Source organism: Roseicyclus marinus, assembly GCF_030163795.1.
In the GTDB taxonomy this organism is placed as follows: Bacteria; Pseudomonadota; Alphaproteobacteria; order Rhodobacterales; family Rhodobacteraceae; genus Roseicyclus; species Roseicyclus marinus.
The window spans coordinates 49,358-70,801 of the sequence record NZ_JASJOF010000012.1 but is presented as its reverse complement, the minus strand read 5'-3'; the positions used below and the strand labels follow the sequence as shown (position 1 = coordinate 70,801).

The following is a 21,444-nucleotide window of genomic DNA, read 5'->3' as shown; positions in this document are numbered from 1 at the left end:
CTTGCTGACGTACTCGACCGCATCCACGATCACAAGATCAACCGGCTCGACGAGCTCCTGCCGTGGAACTGGACGCCCATTGCCGCCGCTCAGGCCGAGGCCGCCTGATCAGCCGCGGTACCAACCGCGTGGTTACGATGGGAACAGCTGGGCGCCAGAAGATCGAGATCCATGCCGATGAGGGGAGAGCCATCAGCGCACTTATGGCGCGAGCACAGCAAAAGCGACGTCGCGGATATGTGCTTTGACGCTCTCGAGATGAAGACGCTTCAAGCGTCTTAGAAGGCCCTCGATCTGTTTGGCACCGAATCCACCCAGTTCTGTCCACCAAACACGACAAGCGCGATCTGCAGGCAATCGCCTTTCCCCGTCAGCCGGAAGACGATCGTTATCCGTCGGCCTGATCTACCTTGGTGGACCCGCCAACCTGGCAGGGCCGGGGCACCATTGTTGACGCGATCGATTATCTGCCAATCACGATCGACAGTGCCAACCTATTCCTTTAACTCCTAAACGCCCTATAGATTGCGTAGCTGCTCCACGGCGGCAGCCAAAGGCATTGCTCTGACCCCGGTACCTGCCGGCACCTCCCTGTCACTTGCATAGACCAAGATCTTCCGGTCGGCCTTGATGTCGTCGACCGCCAGATGGAAACCTCGCGACACCTTGGGTGCAGTGGTGCGCTTGATCTCGATGGCCCAGATACCATCCGCAGGAAGGCGCAGGACGAGGTCAAGTTCAGCCCCGGCCGCAGTCCGGTAGAAGAAGGGTTCGGTCCCTGTTGGCGCTGCGGCGATCAGCGTTTCGATGCAGAGCCCTTCCCAGCTTCCGCCGACCACTGGATGCCCCAACAGGTTTTCCGTCGAACCGATGCCGAGCAGGGCATGGACGAGACCGCTATCCCGGACGAAAATCTTTGGCGACTTGACGAGGCGCTTGCCGGCATTCTCGTGCCAAGGCTTCAGGCGCCGTACCAGCATGAGGTCGACGAGCAGATCGAGGTACCGTCCTACCGTCTGACCTGAGACACCCAGACCCTCGGCCAGTGCGGCTGCATTCAACAGTCCACCCTGGGCATGCGCCAGCATCGTCCAGAAGCGGCGCAGCGTGGCGGCCGGGATGCGCGGCCCAAGGGCAGGGATATCGCGCTCGAGGTAGGTGCGCAGGAAATCCTCGCGCCAGGTCAGGCTGTCCCGGTCGCTGTCCGCCTGGAAGCTGTCAGGGAAACCGCCTCTCAGCCATAGGTCGTTCAATCTATCCTCGCCGACTTCGTCCAGAAGGAGAGGTGGCATCTCGATATAGCGAACTCGCCCAGCAAGAGACTCGGCCGATTGATGCAGCAGTACATTGGATGCCGACCCAAGCAGGAGAAACTGCCCTGTGCGGGCGCCCTTTCGCCGTCGCATGTCGATCTGCCCACGGAGGTTCTTGAACAGGTCCGGCATCTGCTGAACCTCATCCAGGATGACGAGCTTGCCGAGCTGTTCGTCCAGATACAGATCGGGCTCTGTCAGGACCCGTCGATCCGCGTCGCGTTCCAGATCGAGGTACACAGATGGGCGTCGCTCGGCTATCTCAAGCGCCAGTGTGGTCTTGCCAACCTGCCGGGGCCCCAAAAGGACAACAGCCGCCTGAGCGTCGAGCGCGGATTGAACAGTCTGTGTGGTGTGGCGTTGGTACATGCCTTGCAATTACTCCATGCCATGGAAGATTTGCAAGGTTATTTTGCTCGATCGAGCAATCCTAACCTCTCGGCCCGTTCCAGCAGCATCTTCACGGATGACGGTTGCCAGCTTGTCCGCCCTCGTGGCGTCCGCTCCCGCATCTGTTCGAGCCTGTCGCAGATTTCCTGCAGTGTGATCTCCGGATCCGCCCCCTTGATCGCGGCGACAATCGCCGGCAACCGGTCATCCCGTTGCCGCAGCCCCGCCCGTCCGAGTACGGTCGCTTCCAGGAACCCGTCCCGTACATAGGCTTTCACGGCACGTTGAAGCCGGCTCTGAGTCCAACGCCGATCCGGGGGCAGGGGCCCGTTGATCACGCGCAGCACATCTTCCCAGGCCATGTCAGGTCGCAGGCGCCGCACATGCGGCATCCAGTCCTTCGCTGTCTCCCCTAGGCGCTCCATGTAGCCATCCTGGCGCGCGAGCTTCACCTTCCTTATCGCGGCGGGGTCGCGGGCGCGGAGGCCGGGGTTCCCGCCGACGCGCCCACGACCTCGTGCGGCTTGTAGACCAGCCTTTGTCCGTTCCCGGATCAGCGCTCTCTCGAATTCAGCGGCCGCCCCCAATACCTGCAAGGTGAACTTCCCTTGCGGCGAAGCCGTGTCGATGGGATCCACGATGGACCGGAAGAAAGCGCCCTTCGCTTCAAGTTTCTCGATCACCTCCAGGAGATGAGAGAGGGACCGGGCCAACCGGTCGATGCGGACGACAACCAGGGTTTCGCCGGGCTTGATGCGTTCGACGAGCCTTGCAAGAACGGGTCGGGCCCTATTGCCGCCCGAGGCCTGCTCTTCGTGGATCTCGGTGCAACCTGCAGCTTTCAGGGCTTGAGCCTGGGCGGCATTCGACTGGTCTTCCGTCGAGACGCGTGCGTAGCCGATCAGCTTGCCTTTTCCTGTCTGGGCCATGTCATTCCCTGTTCACGGGCACGTTGTCGAACTCGGGGACCTCGAGCCCGAGACCAACATTCGCGGAAAAGTGGGTAGCCTGCTGTCGGACCACATCGCAAAGGCCCTTGCCGGCAGGGCGTGGAAGCTGGGCGGCCGCATCAAGGAGCGTATTCGCGATGGACGCGCAACGCGCTGTTTGGGCGCGATTGAACCCGCGGCCACCGAGTGAGCGCAATGCGACATCGAGATCCGCGGCCGTGACGTCATCGGCCATGGACGCGGTCCCAATCCGGAAGGCCATCGCGTGCCGAACATCGTCGAGCAACACCGGATCTATATCGTAGGCGGGAGCCAGGTCTGGCTTGGCGCCGTTGTAGAGCAAGGCGTGGTTCTTGCCGTGGTTGTCCGAGTTGCCGAGGAGCATGTTCGCGACGGTGATCTCGAAAAAGGCCTGCCGCGACTGACCCGGCAGACGCGTCTTGTCGAGGAGCTGCCCCACGGTCTCGGCCGAGAAGACCCGAGGCGGGACACCGTTGCGCTCGTATTTCAGACGCTCGCCAAGCCCGAGTGCCTGGCAGAAATCCTCCTGGTGGATGCGATGGACGAGGGTCCCTTCGATCCTGCGATCGTAGCGCTGGACGAGAAGGCCCTGCAGATCGCCTTCGCCCAGAACGCAGGTCCTGGCGACCGGATGCCCGATGGCCTGCGCCATGAGGCGCGTCGCGAAATGCTCGCGCAGGACAGAGCTTATCTGGGCCGCACGGGGCACCTTCAGGATATGGGTAGTGGGCGCGCCACTGCCGGGCTTGGGCAGCCCAAGGCGCCCATCGGGGAGACGCGCCAGCGCCACCTTTCCCTGGACCCCAGCGAGAGGCGACGGGTCGTCACTGTCGGGAGGCAGGCGGCGATGGTCGCGCAGGGAGCGCATGATTCGCGCGAGATCATCCGAAACGGGAAGCGCTCCGATTGCATCGTCGAGGTCTGCCGGAACAACGGGGGAGCCCAGAAGAGTGTCGTAATCCTGGGAGAGATCACCGGGTCTCTTTCCGGGCGGTTGATCTTTCGGCACACAGCTGATCGAGCCAGGGCAGTCAGACCCGAGGTGATACAAAAGCCTAACGATGTCGCGTTCCGAGATGCCGTGGCGTTGCATGACGTCGTCGCGCATCTCGTTTTCGAAGAGAAGGTTCGAGAAGAAGCCGCGCGTGAGCACGTCTCCGAAGGGCTCTTCCTGAACGGGGAGGGACACGGAAATCGGATGCGGCAGGGCATCGGTCATGTAGGAAAAGGCCATCTCTCCGTCAGGACTCGCAGAAAGCTGGCCGATGGGCTCCGGGACGGCCTCGAGATAGACATCCAGGATTGTCACTTCTGCGGTTCCTGCTCCGGCAGCGTCGCATGCAGCGTGACGCCGAGATCGCGGCAGAGCTGCAAGACCAGCCCGACATGGGCTGTCGCCTTTCCGTTCTCGATCGCGCGGATCGTCGGGCGCGAGATGCCGGTCTGGAGAGAGAGGGTCTCCTGGCTGAGCTTGATGGAGCGACGCGCGGCTCGCAGGGTTGCGCCCAAGGAGGCCGGGTCGGTGATCTGGCTCTGGGTCATCTGCGCCTCGCGATGGAAAAGATCATTTCCAATATCTTCAATGTAAGCCTAAGGGCAAAGAATGGCAACGATCGTTATCAAGAGGTGCAGGTGATCTCGGATCTAAACCCTGAACGCCGCCCCACGCATCCCGACGCACTTCTCCGCGAAGACGTGATCCCCGCAACGGGTAGATCATTGGCGGACATCGCTCAGTCGCTCGATCTTTCGATCGGGGACCTGGAAGCACTTTTGATGGAGCAGGCTGCGGTGATGGATGCGATTGCTGTCCAACTGAGCCAGTTTTTTAGGACTTCGCCGGATATCTGGATCGCGATGCAGCACGCCCATGAAGAGTGGAAGGGGGACCTGCCTTCCGACCCGCTAGGGCAAATTTGCAGGCCAACAATGGCCGCAAGAACAGGCGTGAAACAGAGACTCATTGCTTGAGGATCAAGCGATCCTTCTTGCGGAGATGGATCGCTTCAATCAGGGCGCTTTTCATCCGATCTTGGAACTCTGCCTCGACAACCAGGTGGCGCCTGATGACGTCCTGAATGGCTGCTGCGCAGAGGGCTTCAAGCGCCTCGTCGGACGGCTCTACAGATGGATCGGCTAGGGCAACGCGTGGAACCACAACTGTGTTGGGTTCCCCAAGAGTGGTATTGGCGTTGTTCCCGTACCGCGAGCCGTGGTTCATGACTGAAGCCTAGAATTGAAGACGGTGCCTGAATGCCCGCGCTATCACTGTATCCTCGGGCGGGACTTTTGGCCTCCGCGCGGTAAAGCGCGCGACCGAAACAAGCACACCAAAGCGCACGGGTTGAGTATGGATTGACCTATACATCGCGTCCAGCAGAGAACCAGACCTCCAGCGAAGGATGATCCCATTATGCTGACCGAGGCCCAGGCCATCGCCGCATCGTCCTGCGTGCTTGCCGCGATGGGACGACACCTGCTGTGTGGTCCTGAAAACAGCCATGCAGTCAGGAAAGTTGAGGCTTCGGCACCATTGGTCCAAGCGAGGGGAGATCGTCGGATTGCAAACAGCTTCTGGTGAAGCGCGCCAACTCCTCGAACTCCTCGAACTCCTCGGCCTGAAACGGGGTGGATCATGGTCGGATGCTGCGACGGCTGTCTTTTGGCGCGTAGCGCCAGAGGAGGTGCCACCACCTCAAGAGTGCATGTTCTTGGGCCAAGTTGAGCACGCCGTCGCTGCAATGCCGAAGGGCATTGAGGTTGAGATACGGTCAATCCTCGCGAAGCATCGCGATCCATTTCTTCAAGCTCATCTGGTCGACTGGATCTTTTTCGAGCATTGGCGTTGGAGTGAGGGATGGTTGGTCGATGATCACCAAGGACGCGCTATTGGGGTATTCCATGATCATCTCGCGCAACGAATGAGCGCAGCCGTGGTGTCGCGCTTTTCTAAAGCCTAGCGGTTTTCAATTTAACAAGCCATTAGAAAACTACCGTTTGTAAACGTTCGCAAGGGGCGTTTCTCTCGTCGCGCTGAGCGCGTGAAGCCTTGTATTCATGGGCTGAAGGCCACGAGAGGCACATCGTCAGTCTCGAGAAGACAAGAGCCTGGATCGCCTCTATAGTAGAGCAAATCAGGGGTTCTCAAACGCACTCGTGTGGCGCGCAAAAATGCTCTATAATGCGCGCATGAGCCGATTTCGCCAGATATACTTGGATGATGATGGGGTGCCTCTTGGAGACATGGAGACGGCCGAGGATCGGCATGACGCTGATCTATGGTTCATGCCCGGTCCATCCGAGGAAGAACCCGATTTTCTCCCTCCGGGACCGCAGCCCGAGGTCCAGGAATCCGAGATCGTCGATGCCTGGCGCGCGGCCGAAGCCGGGCAGGCGGCCCAGCTCGCCCATGTCGCTGCACGCCTCGGGATCCTCGACGAACGGTTGCGCCGGGGCCCGGCTGGCTGGCGGCAGCGGCTCGCTCTGATCGAGGCGTCGGAGCTGAGCTGGCTCGCGCAGGACCGGGTAGGTCTCGACCGGTTGTCCCTATACATGGCGCTGCGGATCTCGACCGCGACCGATGACGCCCAGGCGCTCTACCGGATGGGCTGGACGGTGCGGCGGCTGGCGGGCGGGCCGGGGCCTTTTGGTGCCGGACTGGGTGTCGCGGATCTCGAGGCCTTCCTCGATCGGCGCGACCGGCCAGGGCAGGGGGAGCGGTTCGAGGACACGAAGGTTCCGGCACGCATCCAGGACATGGCGGACCGGGAAGCTTTCGAGAACCGGGCGGCTGCCTGGCTTGCGATGATGGGTCAGGCTGGCGACCTTCATCCCGTGACGCGGTCCTGCATGGGCTTCCATCTCTGGCACGTCGCGGAGCTCTCCCCGGTCGACGATCCTCTCGAGGCGGCAGTCACCGCGGCGCGGGTGGCGGTTTCGGATCTGGCGTCATCGATGGATCGGCCGGGCGCAATCTTCGCGCCGATCGCCATGGGCGGGGGAGCGGGCTTTCGTGCGATCGGGGACCCGGCCGCCCGGTTGGCGCGCTGGCTGAACGCGATGGAGAGCGCGGTCTTCGCGGCGCTGCGCCGCCTCGAGGAGATCGAGACCTGGAACGAGGCGGCGGCCGAGATGATGGCGCCCTTGTCGGGCAAGACGCCGCCGATGCTGCGCGACACTTTCACGAGCTGGCCACTGGTCTCGACCCAGATGGCAGAAAAACTGACAGGTGTGCATCGGGCGACAGTTCAACGGAACATCGACTGGATGGAAGAACGGGGCCTTGTCCGGGAGGTCACAGGGCAGGGTCGTTACAGGATGTGGCGGGTCGTTGATGTGCGCGCCATGGAAAGCCGATCCATCCTCGGCAAACATGATGGGGTTCTGCCTGATGACCTTCTCGACGCGATGGATTATGGAATTGAGTAGAAAAGTGGCGCAGCGCGTTACCGCATGACCGAAACCCACTCGACAGGATGCACCATGTCATCTTTCATAAAATCAACCGGTCGACGCAAAGTTGGGAGCACGACAAAGCCGGCACAGCGTAAGGCCGAAGACATCATCGATGTGCATAGGCACACCCGCCTCCAGGCCATCGATCATGACGTCTTCTTTGCGTTCCTCGATGCGCCCGCGAAGCCAGGGGTTGCGCTGACTGAAGCGGCTGAGCGCTACCGCGCGCGTGTGACGTTGCGTTGACATATCGAACTGGCAGAAAAGCAGCAGTTCAACAAAGACCAGTTCACCAAACTAGCTTTCAACTACTTTGAAATACTCCGAATAATACCATGAAGAAAACACTTACAGCTGCCGTCTTCCTTCTGTCCAACCAGGCCGTTGCCCAGGAAGACATCGAGATTTTCTGCGATTTTGACGACGGGCGAACGACTTCGAGCGTAGAGGTCAACGTCAGTCCGGAGGGGGGTTTTCTTTCCTGGGGACGGGACGACAACCGATATGAAATTACGTATTTTGATGATGACTTTATTCTTGGAAACAAGACTGGCTCAGGAGCCAGCGTCTATGCCGTGATGATACATCGCCCAACGGGACGATTTTGGCTGTCCCTTATGGGGAATGTTTGCTCCGACGCAGAGTGCGTAGCCTCTCTCCCTTACGGAGAGATCGCCCAAGGCGAATGTTTTCGACGGGCCTTCTGACGGCAGTACGCCAAGTCAGCTCTTACGAAATCAACTGGCCAAAGCACAGAGCAATCGGCCCAGTGGCAGTTTCGTCAACCACTCAACCGGTTATGCAGCAATTGGTCTTAAACTCGTGTTGGATCACTGCCCAACGCGTGACCTCAATGGCTTCGCCCGCCTTGATCTCGATCCAAGCGTTTCGTTCATCATCCAAGGGCTCAGAGGAGATGATATGGCCATTCCTGCAAGTCCGGACGAATAGGCTCGGCGCAAATCGATCTGAAGCACTCCGCGCGGCGAAGAGGCGGTTTCCATCCGACCAACAAGCTGCAAAGCGCATAAACGGGGCCGCCCCCCGCGTCTCTGCCATCTCTTGAACGTCGCGCACAGCTCGTGCCATTGCACTGATCGGATCAGTCTTGAGGCCATGGCCAAGTGCAATCAGGAAGATTGCCTCGCTTTCCGTTGCTCCGAAACGAAATGCATAAAGATCTGACGGTATCTTTGCGTCGAGGGCCTGCCTAAACCGGTCGTGCCCCCCTGCCTGACCGTTATGCATGAAGCACCAATTGTCGACGGCGAATGGGTGGCAGTTGTTGCGCGAAGTCGCCGTTCCGGTCGAGGCACGCACATGTGCGAGAAACAATCTCGACCGAATGTGATGTGCAAGTTGCTTGAGGTTTGCGTCGGCCCAGGCGGGATGAGTGTCCTTGTAGATGCACGGCGTGCTGCGTTCTGCGTACCAGGCCAACCCGAACCCGTCTGCGTTGATCGGGGTCTTGCCAATCAGCGCATTGCGGCTTTGTTCAACCAGCGACCTGCTTTGCTCTAGGATCAGTTCATCAAGAAAGCGGGGGGCACCGATCCAAGCAAGATACCGGCACATCAGGCTGCCTCGACAGAGAATCTGGCGTTGGCGCCGTCGACCCTATACATCGCCCGCAGCGCCTCAGGGCTGCGCGCGATTTGACTGACTGCCTCAATGATCCGATCAGCCTTCTCATCCGTCATCAGGACGGAAAACCCAAGGCGAGTCCAACCTGGCTTTCTGAGTTCGGCGCCGTCTAGGATCGCCGCCCGAAGAACGTCCGAGTGCGAGCGATCAATCTCTAGTAGCCGATGTGCATAAGGCCCCGCGCAAGCGCATCCGCCGCGCGCCTGCACGCCATAGAGGTCCGATAGCATACGCGTAACCAATTGTTGGTGAACCAAGCGCCCCTCTGGATCGGTCAGCGTGAAGGAGAAGACTGGGATACGCGGCGCATCTCGATTGCCCAGAATATGCAGGCCAGGCACTCCCGCCCAGGCGGTTTCGGCCCGGCAGCGCAGTTCATCGAGACGTGTGGTCATGTAGTCTTGGCCAATAGCGTCTTTCACGATGAAGGCTAGCGCGGCGCGCAGGTCTCCGATCACGTTCGGAGTTCCCGCTTCTTCACGCGCGATGACATCCTCCGAGTAGTCATGCCCCCAAGGAGATACAAAGCGGACCGTGCCGCCCCCGGGCGCCGTCGGTGTGCTTCGTTCGATCGCGTCGCGGCGCAGGATGAGGACGCCGGACGCCCCTGGTCCACCAATGAACTTGTGCGGCGAAAGCACTACCGCGTCGATCTGCGCCTGATCGTCGCCCGCGACATCGATCGGCAAGTAGGGCGCCCCACCCGCGTAATCCCATACGCTGAGGGCGCCATAAGATTTCAGCATCTGGGTCACCTGTCGTACATCGGTGACGATGCCCGTCACATTCGACATGGCGGAAAAGGCGCCGATTATCTTCCGCCCCTGGAATGCAATCAGTGCGGCTTCAAGCACCGCAAAATCAGGGCCACCGGAGGCCGCCTCGGGTATTTCGATGACCTCGGCGCCGCTTTCACGCCACGGCAAAATGTTGGAATGGTGTTCATAGGGCCCGATGAGTACGACGGGCAAAGGGCTATCCGGCCGGCCCGGAGCCGCGCCGAGCAGACTGACCAGGCGGTTGATTCCGGTGGTGGCGCCAGCGCCGGTAAAAATGACGGCGTAGTCATCACCGCCGCCGCAGCTTTTCAGAATGATTTGCCGCGCACGAGACCGCAGTCTGGTCATCATCTGCCCGCAATATGAGGCCTCGGTATGGCTGTTCGCGTAGAGGGGTAAGATGGTCTGGACCACAAAATCCTCGACTTGCTGCAAGGCTCTGCCCGATGCGACATAGTCGGCATAAATCAGGGGATTGGCCCCGTTTGGTCCGGGAACATCAATGCCCTCGCCTATCAACCCACACCTAAGCCGATCGATCAGATCGGGTCCTTGCAGCTCGGCCTTGAAGCGGTCGAAATGATCTGCCTGCGGTGTGATCAACATGGAGAGAGGCCTTTCTGACGATGTCATTGAATGACTACACCGGCCCCGCTAAGGAAACTTCACCGTATTTTGCGTAAAAAGGGACGTAAGGCGATCAGATGACCACAAGACCGCTCGACACCTTCGACAAATCCATCATCCGAGCCCTTCAGCGTGACGCTTCGCTCTCGCAACGCGACTTGGCCGAGAAGGTCGGACTCTCACAAAACGCCTGCTGGAGAAGGTTGACCCGTTTGCGTGAAGAAGGCGTCATCATGGGGCAAACCATCCGGGTGAATATGCAGGCCCTCGGGCAAGGTCTAACCGTCTATGCCATGGTCCGGACGCGGCACCATTCTCTGGCTTGGCTCGAAAAGTTCAGAAAGTCGGTTCTCGCTATTGAGAATGTCGTCGATTTCTATCGGATCGCGGGAGACTACGACTACATGATCAAGATCGTTGCTCGCGATATGAACGATTTTGACCGAGTCTATCAGAAGCTCATCGGCGACAATGAACTTGAGACTGTCACCTCATACATCGCTATGGAGGCCATCGCGAACGGTCGTGACATTCCGGCCTGATGCACCAGCCCCGTCTCAACCTGTGAACCAATCGAGAACTTGACCCAATACCAGCAAGATGACCCCCAAGATCACAGCCTGATAGAATAAGTCGACTCGGCCTCGGATTGCTCGAACATCTTTTGAAAGCCTAGCGACAACCGTATCCAAGTCCCGCTCAACCTGCACCATGTCAGGCTCAAGGTGGTCGCCTTCGTCAGGTTCATCGCGAAGGCCAGCCATCTTGGCGTCCAGTTTGGGCGACCACTCGACGATCAACTCCTGTAAACGGGCTTTGGTCGTACCGTCACTACCCTTAGGACTTCCCGACAATGCGCTTGCACCGTCGTCCTCGCATAAGATGGCATAGTTGTAATAGTGCCCGCGAATTCCAGCGCCCATGCTTTCGTACCCAAAGTGGTAGAGATCTGCGAGGAGGCTGAGGCGCGCCGATCGGATGTTGCCTTGCTTGACCGCCAACGCGAGCGCATCGAACTTTTCTTGTGAAATGAGCACGCTGGCTGAAAACATCGAACCATCATGGTATTCGCCTGCACTGTGATACCTGATGCGTCCGATCTCGTTTCTCAGCCAACCCTCGGCAGGTTTTTCCTTTTCTCTGAATAGCGACCAACTGTCGATAACGCTCGTGGCCTGCAACTTCTCTAGAGGGACCGGATGGATCGTCACGTTGATCCGCGACGATGTCTCGTTTGGTTTGTCGTCCAACGTAATCGCGTGAAGGCGACAGTCATCCAGAATTCCGAGAGCGGTGATGTATTCGCGAGAGAAAAAGTCCGCTTCTCTTTCCGGATCTTTCTCATCCTTTATGCGCCACGAGATTTCATTTAGCACGGAAAGGCGCTGGAGTTGCATGGCCACGGTCTGCGGCTCCATCTCGCACGAGCCTTCGTGCCTCTCACCTTTTCGGTCGTAGGAGTAAACGAGCGTTGTGGCGTCTTTTCGTTTCCAGTTCGCGGTGTCTGTGAAATTACTCATCCAAATCAGGTCCCGTAGCTGCATTTGACCAGCCTAAAGCATAACCCTAGGAAAAAAGAGAAAATAATCCATCATGCAGATCACTCATCTGTTTTCTGGCAAGACTTGAAGGCTTCCGTCTCTGCTGCAATCCGCGCCGCTAGGTTCTCAAGCATCATCCTATATACCGCCTCTCGCTCGGAGGCCGATGTCATCTTTGGGATCAGCGGCGGCGCCGGCGGCCCGATGAAACTCCGCTGTTCGCCTTGAAGATCGTCGAGGGTCGTCTTGCGTGATGGCATGGAGAATATGGCCCTTTCACCGCCCCCTGGCAGGTAAACATTGACGGAAAAGTCGTGCAATGGTCCCCTTCGGGAGAAGCGACCCTCACAATCGCTGAAACCGTCTGAAAGAGGATGCCGTTTGAAGAACTATGTCACACTCTTGGCTGCCTCGATCTCCATGTTCGCGCATGCTGGCAAAGCAGATCCTGTCGCTGATATGGCGTCTTCGATCGTTGATCTCCGGAGCATTTTGGATGCGCGCATGGCGGCAACATGGGCGGGTATCGACGATATCAGAACTTCTGCCATGAGTGTTTCCCGCGCCGCCGGGCAAGACCTTGCCTGCCGCGAGCACGACGATGAGGATGTTGAGGCCACGGCCGCGTTGGCACGCGAGGTCATTCGCTTGGCCTTTCTCGCTCAACCTAATGCGGAAAGTCTCTCACAGCCGTTCTTCGCCAATCAGGTGAGAGCGGGAATTCGAGATGGCTGTGCCGATACAGGAGGGACGATCGATGATGCACAGGGGTGGGGCAGTCGAGAGATTGGGTTGATCTTCGAGCTTCATAGGGAAATTCAGGACCGAGAGAGCCAGCTTCTGGATCTCCTGCGCGAAAGCGCGAACGAAGGTTGAAGCGCTTAGAGGCGGTTCTGAAGCGGAGCACAGATATGACTGATCAAACCAGCTTCCCTGAGGGGGTTCGAGCCATCACGATTGACGAGATAGGCAATCTTGGCATCGAAGATGCAACTGGCAGACTGTTTTGGGGAGCGCATGAGCTTCAGATAAAAAAGCGGATCTCGCTGAGATGGTATGAGTGTTGATTTCCACTGAGAAGTGACCCGTTTGGGCGCGTAATTTCCACTGAGATTTGACCCATGTGACCCTCCCCCGAGCGAAGAGCGAGCGGGTCAAAGGAGTTTCCGCCCTGTGGCTCACCAAGATCTCTCTCGATCGCGTTGCAAGCCGCACCGGCGGTCCCGAGAGGATTCAGGAAAGCCTTCAGAACGCTCTCGACATGATGCAGGGCAGCAGCACAGCATCCCTTCTTCTGATGCAGGGCGATACGGCGGCCGTATCCCATATTGATGCCATCATTTCAGCGCTACGGTCTGCTCTTTCAGATCCGTCATTCTCCGACCAAGTCGGATTCCCGCATAGGGCCATCTGATCAGGCGGCATTCCTGAACGAAAAGGCCCCGAAGGTGTCTTCGGGGCCTTCTCTTAGAAGGGGTTCTTGTCTTTCGACACGGGACCGGACGATCCCGATCCATGACGCTCACGGTCGTCTATATCTTCGACTTGGCGCAGCGTCGCGGCAGCGATCTTACGCTCCTCCTCACGGCGACGCCTACCCTTCTCCGCCGCAGCCCGGTAGTACGATTCTGGCCTTCCGGTCGCTCGGAAATCCTCGATCTTGAGAGGATCATGAGACAGCGTGTACTTGTCCGCCAGAGCAAGGAGAGGGACATCCTTGTCTCTGATCAGCCTGTCACGATCAGCGCCGATCGCGGGTCCGAACATGCACAGAGGGCGCAACTTGATCTCGTCGGCCTCCGCCCTTCTGAGAACATCTTCCTGGTATTCCCAGGGATCGTGATCCTGGCGCTTCTCATCCATGAACGCCCTGCTGCGGGTGTATCCATCCTCAGTCGCGGTCGCGTCTTTTCGATCTCCAAGGATGTCTTGGATGATCGTCCTGGTTCGATCGCCAGACGGAAGCATTTCTGCCCAGTACAGAACCTCGACAAGGTGGTTGTAGACACCCCGCGGCCCGAGACCCTTTGCACGGATCGGGCGCATTGCCATGATCTCAGGATCGCGGAGATCCTCAACGATCTTTTTCGTCTCGGCGTTTACAACCTTGATGTAAGGTGAGGTCCCCGCGGGATCGAGGCTTTCGCGGATCAGCTCGAAGAGTGCTGTGGCGCAGAAACCATCCCAAACCACGCGTGGATCCTTGGGGCTGGTGGGCAGCCACATTGCATCTTTATCTTGCTTGTCGAGAGAAGCAGGTGGCGTATAGCCAGGCATCAATACGATCCAGTAAGGCCGCTTGATGTGGCGACCCCAGATATCGTCAACAGAACGACTGAAGGAGCTGAATGCCATGCGATGGGCGATGGGGATCGAATCCCTATCCTCCCACCTCCGGAAAGGCTCCATATTGTGCCGGGATGGATTCCTCATGTTCCCACCTTTTGCTGCTTCACTATGGATTATGAACTCAATGAGGCGCAACAGGAAACAATTTATCAAATTCCCGGGTTATTTCTTTCACGTGCAATTTCGCGGGATGGAAAAGCGATTTCCACGACCCGTCTTTTTCCCTCTCTCCGTTCGAGCTGGATGATAGCGCCAATCTGGGATCGGATGATTGTATAGAGACTTTCTCCCGACAATGCGCTGTCGGCCCCGGCAATGAGCTTTCCCTTGCCACGCTTGCCACGTTCTCTGCATTTGGAGTTTTCGTCGTCGAACTTATCAGGCTTTGCTTGGATCTGAAGTAGTTGGCTGATCTGATTTTGCTGCTGGGTAAAAGGTTGATACCCACCGTCGCTTAGCTTGCGAGAATGCCGAACGAGAAGCCTCACTATATTGCCAGTCAGCAGGAACAAAAGCGTTGATATGTTGGCCAGCTTGGACCGCGAGACGCCCCATTTCAGACAGAACTGCGTCAAGCGCAGTTGCTTCCATGAAGGGCCCAATGACAGCATCACCGTTTTTGTTTGGCCGCATCATCCAAGCTGATTTCATGTTCGGATGACCGGCTAACTCTGAAAAAAGCTCATAGATTTCTGCACGTTTTTTCGACGTGCAGCCATCACGTTCATCGAGCTTGGTTCGAACCTTGACCGGCGAGAATTCTTTCAGGCGTGTTTTCTTGTCAGCATAACGCCATGTCGATATTTGAGAACGATCACCGGAGAACAGATCAAGCAGGAATACTGTCTCGAGAACATCGCGTAGAATAAGAGCGCTGTTCTGATGGTATCCAGACAGGGTCAGTTTAAGGCTTGCCCCCAGGGCATTGAACATCCGCATCCCCAGCACCTGAGCTACCTTGATATCCTCGTCCATTGTATCGAACTGTCGAAACGTATCTGCGAGATCCATTGCAGCTTCTACAATTTCCAGATGAAGCTGTAGACGATTGTCGCGGGCGATCAGGTCGAGGGCTTTGCCGCGCAGACCTTCTTCCGCTAGATGCAGAGATAGCAAATTTTCAGGGATAAGCCCCGTCGGCCTGTTCACAGTTTCTCTTCCACGATGACCGCTGTCCCAGAGGCCACCAGAAGAACCATGCTCCCCGCTGCACTGAGTTCGACGTAGTCAAGATCCACGCCGATCACCGCGTTGGCGCCAACAGCATGGGCTTCTTTCTTCAACTCGTAGAGCGCCGTTCGTCGGGCGTCTCTCAGCGTTTGCTGCACGGCCTCTGAGCGACCGCCCACGATGTCACGAACGCCTGCGAACAGATCCTTGAAGATGTTCATCCCGAAGGCGCACTCGGCTGTCACGATCTCGATGCGACGTGTGACCCTTATACCATCGAGTTGGGTTTCGGTCGTCAGCATGATCGCGTCGACCTCGGCCTTCCTCGGCGCGGCGCTGTTTGCTTTTGTGTGACCTGAGCTGACACAGGTGTTGCACAGATCCTGCGTTGCCTTGTTGAGCAGGGTCAGAGATTTCCCGCAGGATTTACACAGCGCCATTATTGCAGCCTTTCTGGATCCTCACGGGCCGTTTGCTATTCATTGAACACAGTGAGGGCAGTGTGTTCTGAAATCCCCCACAATCTCTTGTGCCTTCTGCTTCGCTTGCGTCATGATGCGCCAAAGAAAGACATTTTCACAATGTGAAATTGAAGGGCATGTGGGGGTGCGAACTGGAGTGAAAGCATGAATCGCCAATCCCAATCCATCACTGCGCTGTTCTGCTTGAGCTTACTTGTTCTCGCTCCACAAAGCCGCCCAGCATCAGCGTTGCAAATTCAGTCTTCCTTCGACCCCAGATGTGATCTCGTCCTCTCTGGGGAGATCAGTCAGGGAGATGCGGAACGTGTGAGGCTGGCACTCAGCGCCATAGACGGCCGTCCTGTGGTCTGCATGAACAGTCCCGGTGGCGCCTTCATGGGTGGTCTCGAACTGAGCCGGCTCTTCATGTCCGAGGGTATTGGCACATACATCCGCGCGGCGGATCAGTGCTATTCATCCTGTGCGCTCGCGTTTCTTGGGGGGAGCGTCTGGGGCGACTTTCGGTACGCATCAAGGGAGCTGGAGCCAGGAGGGTCCCTCGGTTTTCACGCTCCCTATCTGACGCTCCCGGAAGGCAGCTACACGCAGGAGCATGTTGCCGAGGCGGCGCGCACCTCGGTTGTCATCATGAGGACCCTTCTGTCCGAACGCCTCGCGCTGAATATCTCTGATAAATTCATCATCGATTTTTTCTTAGATGAGCGACCTCAGACACGACATATCGAGACTGTCGGAGAACTTGCTCATGCCGGAGTTTATCTTGCGGCATACAGCTTCACGGACAATCCGGACGTTCACGATTTCCAGAATGCATGTGAGATCGCTTTCGATGTCTACCGCACCTATTTTTCCGACCCAGTGGCGTCCTATTATCCGCTTTTTGAGTTGGAAGAGTCCGATTTTTCGCGCTTGTTGCCCGTCGAAACCATGGAGCTCCAAGGCACAGACTGGCATGTGGTTTCAATGACGCATGATTGGGGCATGCCGTGGCAGAATGCGTCCTGTGCCTTCACTGGAGAACGTGATTACACCGGCAGATTCCCAGCAATCATCTGGAATAATGAGATTGGTGACCAGCCTTCATTCCAAACTGCTGTCCGGGTTCTTCGACTGAACATCCCAGAATGGTATTTTCTCGGCAAGGATACTCGTCTGATTGAACTTAGATCATCTCAAACCGCGACAACACCCGATTGAAGAGTGGATGTTGGAACAAAGCGACCTCGATCCAACAGCTTTTGCGATGGTAGCAGATACCTACATGCAAGAAGCGGATATGATTTTCCATAATTTCGGGATTAACGCGTTCAATGTGTCGTCCGTCACAGACACTGGAGGTCCGTTTCTTCAGGTGAATGCCATTGATGCTACACAGTCCGACCACCCGACATTTGGACCATCAGGAAGCCTTTATTTTCTTACAGGACACGCAATCGAGCTCTATCTAAAGGCGATGTTGATCAAGAATGGAAAAACGAAGGCCGACCTCAAAGGAATAGGACGCGATCTTGAAAAGTCCGTGGAGGCTACAAGGAACATTGGTGTTTCGGTTCCGAATGCAGATTTGATCATCGCTTTTAGTGAAATTCATAGAGGCATGGAATATCGATATCCGCAAGCTCCCAGGGTCAATGTCATGGTTCCGGAAATGCTCTTTTCGTGCGCAAAAGATCTGAAGTCAGTCTATGACTCCATGGGGTGAAGAATATTTAGGTAGGTGTTATGAAAATCAGATCTATCGTCTCGGCAACATTTATGGTCGGTTTTATGGCTTCGCCAAGTCAGGCTCAAAGCGACGCCGTTGCCTTGACCGAGTACCTGAACTCGATGGACCGCACGGAGGTCACCTTCTCGGGTCGCATTCTGTACGACACATCTGACCAGAACTTCTTGTTCTACAATGAGGACCGTGAGCCCTTCGGCGTGACTATGGATGCTGGTCGGGATACCCGTGAACGAGTAGAGGCGGAGTGCTCCGGCATCACATTCATGTCGAGTTACGACGAGTTGTGCTCGATCAGTGGTAGTGGGACGGTCGAGATCCGCGGATCGCGGGTCTTCATCAGCATCGAGGTGGTGGATCAGCTCGCGGATTGATCTGATGATCCCGCTCTTCGTTGCATATCGCGCTTTGTCTCGATGCCCCTGCCAAGTGTGACGAGTTCTTCGAACCTCTTGTCGTGCTTGCCGAGGCTTTCAAGCAGAGCCCAGATACCGTTCACGCGCCAGACCTTGCTTTCATGACTTGAACGACCGTCTTCGCGTGTCCGCTCCGCCAGCAGCACGGCCGCTTTCACGAGGAGCCAAGGTTCGATTGTGAGGGGCTTACCCTCGGGGTCGCGAATGTCGACGATGTCGGCGAATTCTGGATCGCGACGATGGCCTTTGGGCGGCATAGGGTCCTCATGACGTCTGTTTCGATTTGTTCAGGTTTGGTCACGAGTCGCTGGCCCCAACACGAGGGTGTGCGTGGCATGCGACGGAAAAATGATGAACCCTAGTGTACCGCCAAGAGACCAGAACAGGAGCATCTCGACGTCACCGATCGGTCCGACAACCAGCGGGACATCGAAGCCTGACACACTCCGCATCGTAACGCTCCGGCGGGGGCCGTCTGACGGTGCGCGTTGGGTGATGGTAAGTCCGACCTTATGGTCGACCTTACGTTCACACCGCACATCGAGATCCTGTCGGCCGAGGACGTGCCGCGGCGTCGGCAATGGAGCGATGCGGACAAGATCCGGCTGGTCGAGGAAAGCTACCGGGGACATCGCCAGGTTTCTGCGACCGCCCGTCAGCACGGCATTTCGCGCGGGCTGCTGACGGTCTGGCGGCGACAATATCGGAACGGGGAGCTTTCGATGGCAAGCGGCGCTGCGTTCGTGCCGGTGAAGATGGCCGCGGACGTTGATGCACAGCCGCCGCGGCGAGAGGATCCTGCCGTCCAGCTGGAGATTGTTCTGAAGAACGGAAGGCGCCTGCTTGTCCCCTCGTCGGTGGAGCCGGACGCATTGGCCCGGCTGCTGCCGATCCTGGAGGGCAAATGATTGCGTTCCCGGCGGGGGTGCGCGTGTGGATTGCGGGCGGCGTGACGGACATGCGCTGCGGGATGAACAGCCTGGCGCTGAAGGTACAGGAGGGTCTCGGCCGGGACCCGCATGCCGGCGAGATCTTCTGCTTCCGCGGGCGCCGGGGCGATCTCGTGAAACTTCTTTGGCATGATGGTGTGGGCATGTCGCTCTATGCCAAGCGGCTTGAGGCGGGAAAGTTCATTTGGCCCGCAGGCGCCTCGGGGGAGGCTGTTCAGGTCTCTGCGGCGCAACTCGGCTATCTTCTCGAGGGGATCGACTGGCGCAATCCGCGCTGGACGCAACGTCCTGCGAAGGTTGGATAAATCCACTGGATAGCCCTTGTTTTACTGGTTCTTGGCGGGTGATCGTGGTAGGCAGTCGCCATGTCAGAGGGCCGCTCCGAACTCGAAGAATTGCGCGCCGCGCTCGAGGCGTCGGAGCAGCGCGCGGCGGCGGCTGAAGCCGATCTCGCGCGCGCGCGCGCGCGGTGGTCTCGACCTCCGAGGCGATGATTGCCGGCCTCAAGCTCGAGATCGCGCTGCTCAAGCGCGACAAATATGGGCGCAGCGCAGAGCGCAGCGCGAAGTTGTTCGACCAGCTGGAATTGCAGCTCGAGGAGCTGGTCGCAGATGCGGCCGAGGACCGGGTGCAGGCCGAGCGGAAGACGACCAAGGTCGGTTCCTTCGAGCGGCGCAAACCGGTCAAGAAGGCCTTCCCCGAGCACCTGCCGCGCGAGCGCGTGATGGTCGAGGCCCCCAGCACCTGTTCATGCTGCGGCTCCGATCGCATCGTGAAGATGGGCGAGGACATCACCGAGACGCTGGAGGTCGTCCCGCGCCAGTGGAAGGTGATCCAGACGGTCCGTGAGAAGTTCACGTGCCGGGCCTGCGAAAAGATCACCCAGCCCCCGGCGCCCTTCCATCCGATCCCGCGGGGATGGGCCGGCCCCAGCCTGCTGGCAATGATCGTCTTCGAGAAATACGGCCAGCACCAGCCCCTCAACCGTCAGGCCGAACGCTACGCCCGCGAGGGCGTGGACCTCAGCCTCTCCACGCTCGCCGACCAGGTCCGCGCGGTGGCCGAGTTGCTGAAGCCTCTGAACGCCCTGATCGAGGCGCATGTCTTCACCGCGGCCCGGCTGCATGGGGACGACACCACGGTGCCGCTGTTGGCCCGCGGCGGCACCAAGACGGCGCGGCTGTGGACCTATGTGCGTAATGATCGTCCCTTTGACGGGACCGCTCCACCCGCGGTCGTGTTCCGCTTCTCCCGCGATCGCGCTGGCGAGCATCCGATGGAACATCTGGCAGGCTGGCAGGGCATCCTGCAGGCTGACGCCTATGCCGGGTACAATCACCTCTACGATGCAACCCGGAAACCCGGGCCGGTCGCATCGGCGTTGTGTTGGTCGCACGCACGGCGCAAGTTCTTCGAGCTTGCGGACGTCGAGACCAACATCCGCAAGGGTAAGTCGCCCAAGGATGTCTCGCCCATCGCGGTCGAGGCGGTGAAGCGCATCGACGCGCTGTTCGAGATCGAGCGCATGGTTAACGGGCAGAGCCCGGAGGCAAGGCTGGAGATGCGGCAGCGTCAATCCGCCCCGCTGGTCGCGGCCCTCGAGCAGTGGCTTCGCGGCGAGCGCGCGCTCCTGTCGAAGCACGCCAAGGTGGCGAAAGCCATCGACTACCTACTGTCATCCACCCATTGGCCGGGCTTCACGCGGTTCCTCGAGGATGGGAGGGTCTGCCTATCGAACAACGCAGCCGAACGCTCCTTGCGCGGCGTGGCTCTCGGTCGAAAATCCTGGCTCTTCGCGGGATCAGAGCGCGGCGGCCAGCGCGCCGCGGCGATCTACACCTTGATCGGCACCGCAAAGCTCAACGACATCGATCCCCAGGCATGGCTCGCCGACGTCATCGCCCGCATCTCTGATACGCCGGTCTCGAGACTGCACGAATTGCTCCCGTGGAACTGGCAGAAGCAGGCACCCCAATCAGCTGAGGCTGCATGATGGCCCGGGTCACCCATGTCCACACCATCGATGAGGTCGCAAGGAGGATCGGCGAGAACCTCGAACTCATTGAGATTGTCAGCGCCAATTCCGACAACATCGATTATGGCGAGATGATCTGGGTAGACGACGGCACTGAGGAGGGGATCAAAACCTTCACAGACCGTGGCATCGAATGCCTCCAAGAACTTCTCGCGGACATACGGACCTGGAAAGGCGGCATCCGCGAGTTCTTGCGCGACGAACAGTGTGATCCCAAAGTCATCGAGAGCATCATGGCCGACGAGAAGAACTGCTGAGGCAAGACGGCCCTCGGCGAAACCTTACGGAGATCCTCTATGACCGGATGAAGACCGCAGTGATCGGCGAAGACGACGCCGGCGTGATGACCTACAACGCCGCGCTGGTTGCGTTGCTGCACCATTACGGCGCGGTGCCGCGGGCCTGCCAGCCATATCGCGCAAAGACCAAAGGCAGGTGTCGCGTAGCCCTTAATTCTGAGATGAAGCATTCAATAAATTCAATGGTATAACGTTGCCCTTAAAATTGAGATGCTGCCTTTAATCCCGAGATCCTTGCCGTTAAAGGTGAGACAGGGTTCACAGGGCTGGTCTGGCAGTGACGATGCAAGCCGATCGAGA

Annotated in this window: 28 protein-coding genes and 1 pseudogene; 16 read left to right on the top strand and 13 right to left on the bottom strand. The window is 58.4% G+C overall.

Annotated features, from left to right (window positions below; translation table 11 throughout):
* A partial coding sequence (locus QQK63_RS15770; RefSeq protein WP_284283244.1) for a transposase domain-containing protein occupies window positions 1-108 on the top strand: 108 nt, incomplete at its 5' end.
* A gap of 410 nt (window positions 109-518) precedes the next feature.
* Here QQK63_RS15770 and QQK63_RS15765 read toward each other — a convergent pair.
* Genes QQK63_RS15765 through QQK63_RS15750 form a run of 4 tightly spaced genes read right to left on the bottom strand, consistent with a single transcriptional unit; the run spans window position 519 to window position 4,216 of the window.
* Complete coding sequence (locus QQK63_RS15765) at window positions 519-1,682, bottom strand: ATP-binding protein (protein ID WP_277822411.1); 1,164 nt, start codon at window positions 1,680-1,682, stop codon at window positions 519-521.
* A gap of 38 nt (window positions 1,683-1,720) precedes the next feature.
* Window positions 1,721-2,632, bottom strand: coding sequence for a recombinase family protein (locus tag QQK63_RS15760; RefSeq protein WP_277822409.1), 912 nt, complete (start codon window positions 2,630-2,632; stop codon window positions 1,721-1,723).
* A gap of 1 nt (window position 2,633) precedes the next feature.
* Window positions 2,634-3,983: a HipA domain-containing protein gene (locus QQK63_RS15755; RefSeq protein WP_277822407.1), complete on the bottom strand. Its 1,350-nt coding sequence runs from the start codon at window positions 3,981-3,983 to the stop codon at window positions 2,634-2,636.
* Entirely contained in the window at window positions 3,980-4,216 is a 237-nt protein-coding gene (locus QQK63_RS15750; protein WP_277822405.1) for a helix-turn-helix transcriptional regulator, read from the bottom strand. Before QQK63_RS15750 ends, QQK63_RS15755 begins: the two co-directional genes overlap by 4 nt.
* A gap of 12 nt (window positions 4,217-4,228) precedes the next feature.
* Here QQK63_RS15750 and QQK63_RS15745 point away from each other — a divergent pair, with 12 nt between their 5' ends.
* Window positions 4,229-4,645, top strand: coding sequence for a HigA family addiction module antitoxin (locus QQK63_RS15745; RefSeq protein WP_277822403.1), 417 nt, complete (start codon window positions 4,229-4,231; stop codon window positions 4,643-4,645).
* Here the strand turns inward: QQK63_RS15745 and QQK63_RS15740 are convergent.
* Complete coding sequence (locus QQK63_RS15740; protein ID WP_277822401.1) at window positions 4,635-4,895, bottom strand: hypothetical protein; 261 nt, start codon at window positions 4,893-4,895, stop codon at window positions 4,635-4,637. The two genes, QQK63_RS15745 and QQK63_RS15740, sit on opposite strands and share 11 nt — an antisense overlap.
* 280 nt (window positions 4,896-5,175) lie before the next feature.
* Here QQK63_RS15740 and QQK63_RS15735 point away from each other — a divergent pair, with 280 nt between their 5' ends.
* The 4 genes from QQK63_RS15735 to QQK63_RS15725 all read left to right on the top strand — a co-directional run bounded on the left by QQK63_RS15735 (window position 5,176) and on the right by QQK63_RS15725 (window position 7,836).
* Entirely contained in the window at window positions 5,176-5,634 is a 459-nt protein-coding gene (locus tag QQK63_RS15735; protein WP_277822398.1) for a hypothetical protein, read from the top strand.
* Between the two features lie 229 nt (window positions 5,635-5,863).
* A complete protein-coding gene (locus QQK63_RS15730; RefSeq protein WP_377135812.1) occupies window positions 5,864-7,102 on the top strand; it encodes a helix-turn-helix domain-containing protein in 1,239 nt (412 codons plus the stop codon).
* 24 nt (window positions 7,103-7,126) lie between these two features.
* Window positions 7,127-7,375, top strand: coding sequence for a type II toxin-antitoxin system TacA family antitoxin (locus QQK63_RS17755; RefSeq protein WP_277822396.1), 249 nt, complete (start codon window positions 7,127-7,129; stop codon window positions 7,373-7,375).
* A gap of 89 nt (window positions 7,376-7,464) precedes the next feature.
* Window positions 7,465-7,836: a hypothetical protein gene (locus tag QQK63_RS15725; protein WP_277822394.1), complete on the top strand. Its 372-nt coding sequence runs from the start codon at window positions 7,465-7,467 to the stop codon at window positions 7,834-7,836.
* A gap of 82 nt (window positions 7,837-7,918) precedes the next feature.
* On the opposite strand, the gene QQK63_RS15720 is transcribed toward QQK63_RS15725, so the two are convergent.
* Together QQK63_RS15720 and QQK63_RS15715 are read right to left on the bottom strand one after the other, a co-directional pair.
* Complete coding sequence (locus QQK63_RS15720; RefSeq protein WP_277822392.1) at window positions 7,919-8,704, bottom strand: class II glutamine amidotransferase; 786 nt, start codon at window positions 8,702-8,704, stop codon at window positions 7,919-7,921.
* Entirely contained in the window at window positions 8,704-10,158 is a 1,455-nt protein-coding gene (locus QQK63_RS15715) for an aminotransferase class V-fold PLP-dependent enzyme (protein ID WP_277822390.1), read from the bottom strand. Before QQK63_RS15715 ends, QQK63_RS15720 begins: the two co-directional genes overlap by 1 nt.
* A 98-nt stretch (window positions 10,159-10,256) precedes the next feature.
* Between QQK63_RS15715 and QQK63_RS15710 the strand changes: the two genes are divergently transcribed.
* Window positions 10,257-10,721 (top strand): Lrp/AsnC family transcriptional regulator, encoded by a 465-nt coding sequence (locus tag QQK63_RS15710; RefSeq protein ID WP_277822388.1) that lies wholly within the window; start codon window positions 10,257-10,259, stop codon window positions 10,719-10,721.
* A gap of 15 nt (window positions 10,722-10,736) precedes the next feature.
* Here QQK63_RS15710 and QQK63_RS15705 read toward each other — a convergent pair whose 3' ends face one another.
* Both QQK63_RS15705 and QQK63_RS15700 read right to left on the bottom strand, forming a co-directional pair.
* Window positions 10,737-11,699 carry a hypothetical protein gene (locus QQK63_RS15705; RefSeq protein WP_277822386.1) on the bottom strand — a complete coding sequence of 321 codons (963 nt, stop codon included), beginning with the start codon at window positions 11,697-11,699 and terminating at the stop codon, window positions 10,737-10,739.
* 80 nt (window positions 11,700-11,779) lie between these two features.
* Entirely contained in the window at window positions 11,780-11,980 is a 201-nt protein-coding gene (locus tag QQK63_RS15700; RefSeq protein ID WP_277822384.1) for a hypothetical protein, read from the bottom strand.
* A 121-nt stretch (window positions 11,981-12,101) separates the two neighbouring features.
* Between QQK63_RS15700 and QQK63_RS15695 the strand changes: the two genes are divergently transcribed.
* The gene (locus QQK63_RS15695; protein WP_277822382.1) at window positions 12,102-12,596 is read left to right on the top strand and encodes a hypothetical protein; all 495 of its coding nucleotides are present in this window, start codon (window positions 12,102-12,104) and stop codon (window positions 12,594-12,596) included.
* Between the two features lie 591 nt (window positions 12,597-13,187).
* On the opposite strand, the gene QQK63_RS15690 is transcribed toward QQK63_RS15695, so the two are convergent.
* From QQK63_RS15690 to QQK63_RS15680, 3 genes are all read right to left on the bottom strand, one after another.
* Window positions 13,188-14,075, bottom strand: a complete 888-nt coding sequence (locus QQK63_RS15690; RefSeq protein WP_277822380.1) for a hypothetical protein — start codon at window positions 14,073-14,075, stop codon at window positions 13,188-13,190.
* A gap of 372 nt (window positions 14,076-14,447) precedes the next feature.
* A complete protein-coding gene (locus QQK63_RS15685; RefSeq protein WP_277822378.1) occupies window positions 14,448-15,218 on the bottom strand; it encodes a hypothetical protein in 771 nt (256 codons plus the stop codon).
* A complete protein-coding gene (locus QQK63_RS15680) occupies window positions 15,215-15,679 on the bottom strand; it encodes a YbjQ family protein (RefSeq protein ID WP_277822376.1) in 465 nt (154 codons plus the stop codon). Before QQK63_RS15680 ends, QQK63_RS15685 begins: the two co-directional genes overlap by 4 nt.
* A gap of 186 nt (window positions 15,680-15,865) precedes the next feature.
* On the opposite strand from QQK63_RS15680, the gene QQK63_RS15675 reads away from it, so the two are divergent.
* From QQK63_RS15675 to QQK63_RS15665, 3 genes are read left to right on the top strand one after another with little or no spacing between them, the layout of a single operon-like run.
* Window positions 15,866-16,918: a COG3904 family protein gene (locus tag QQK63_RS15675; RefSeq protein ID WP_277822374.1), complete on the top strand. Its 1,053-nt coding sequence runs from the start codon at window positions 15,866-15,868 to the stop codon at window positions 16,916-16,918.
* Between the two features lie 7 nt (window positions 16,919-16,925).
* Window positions 16,926-17,423 carry a hypothetical protein gene (locus tag QQK63_RS15670; protein WP_284283243.1) on the top strand — a complete coding sequence of 166 codons (498 nt, stop codon included), beginning with the start codon at window positions 16,926-16,928 and terminating at the stop codon, window positions 17,421-17,423.
* A gap of 20 nt (window positions 17,424-17,443) precedes the next feature.
* Entirely contained in the window at window positions 17,444-17,818 is a 375-nt protein-coding gene (locus QQK63_RS15665) for a hypothetical protein (RefSeq protein WP_277822370.1), read from the top strand.
* On the opposite strand, the gene QQK63_RS15660 is transcribed toward QQK63_RS15665, so the two are convergent.
* Window positions 17,803-18,117: a hypothetical protein gene (locus QQK63_RS15660; RefSeq protein WP_277822368.1), complete on the bottom strand. Its 315-nt coding sequence runs from the start codon at window positions 18,115-18,117 to the stop codon at window positions 17,803-17,805. The two genes, QQK63_RS15665 and QQK63_RS15660, sit on opposite strands and share 16 nt — an antisense overlap.
* Before the next feature lie 255 nt (window positions 18,118-18,372).
* Here QQK63_RS15660 and tnpA point away from each other — a divergent pair, with 255 nt between their 5' ends.
* From tnpA to QQK63_RS15635, 5 genes and pseudogenes are all read left to right on the top strand, one after another.
* Window positions 18,373-18,768, top strand: a complete 396-nt coding sequence (gene tnpA, locus QQK63_RS15655; RefSeq protein WP_277822366.1) for an IS66-like element accessory protein TnpA — start codon at window positions 18,373-18,375, stop codon at window positions 18,766-18,768.
* Window positions 18,765-19,115: an IS66 family insertion sequence element accessory protein TnpB gene (tnpB, locus tag QQK63_RS15650; protein WP_089852394.1), complete on the top strand. Its 351-nt coding sequence runs from the start codon at window positions 18,765-18,767 to the stop codon at window positions 19,113-19,115. Before tnpA ends, tnpB begins: the two co-directional genes overlap by 4 nt.
* 60 nt (window positions 19,116-19,175) lie before the next feature.
* Window positions 19,176-20,803, top strand: a protein-coding gene (tnpC, locus tag QQK63_RS15645) for an IS66 family transposase (RefSeq protein ID WP_277822364.1) whose coding sequence is annotated in 2 segments (ribosomal slippage) — window positions 19,176-19,262 and window positions 19,265-20,803 — 1,626 coding nt in all. Because the reading frame shifts where the segments join, the coding sequence is not laid out codon by codon here.
* A complete protein-coding gene (locus tag QQK63_RS15640) occupies window positions 20,800-21,102 on the top strand; it encodes a hypothetical protein (protein WP_284283242.1) in 303 nt (100 codons plus the stop codon). Before tnpC ends, QQK63_RS15640 begins: the two co-directional genes overlap by 4 nt.
* 29 nt (window positions 21,103-21,131) lie before the next feature.
* A pseudogene (locus QQK63_RS15635) lies at window positions 21,132-21,281 on the top strand (IS21 family transposase); the annotation flags it as partial.
* Window positions 21,282-21,444 lie beyond the last annotated feature (163 nt).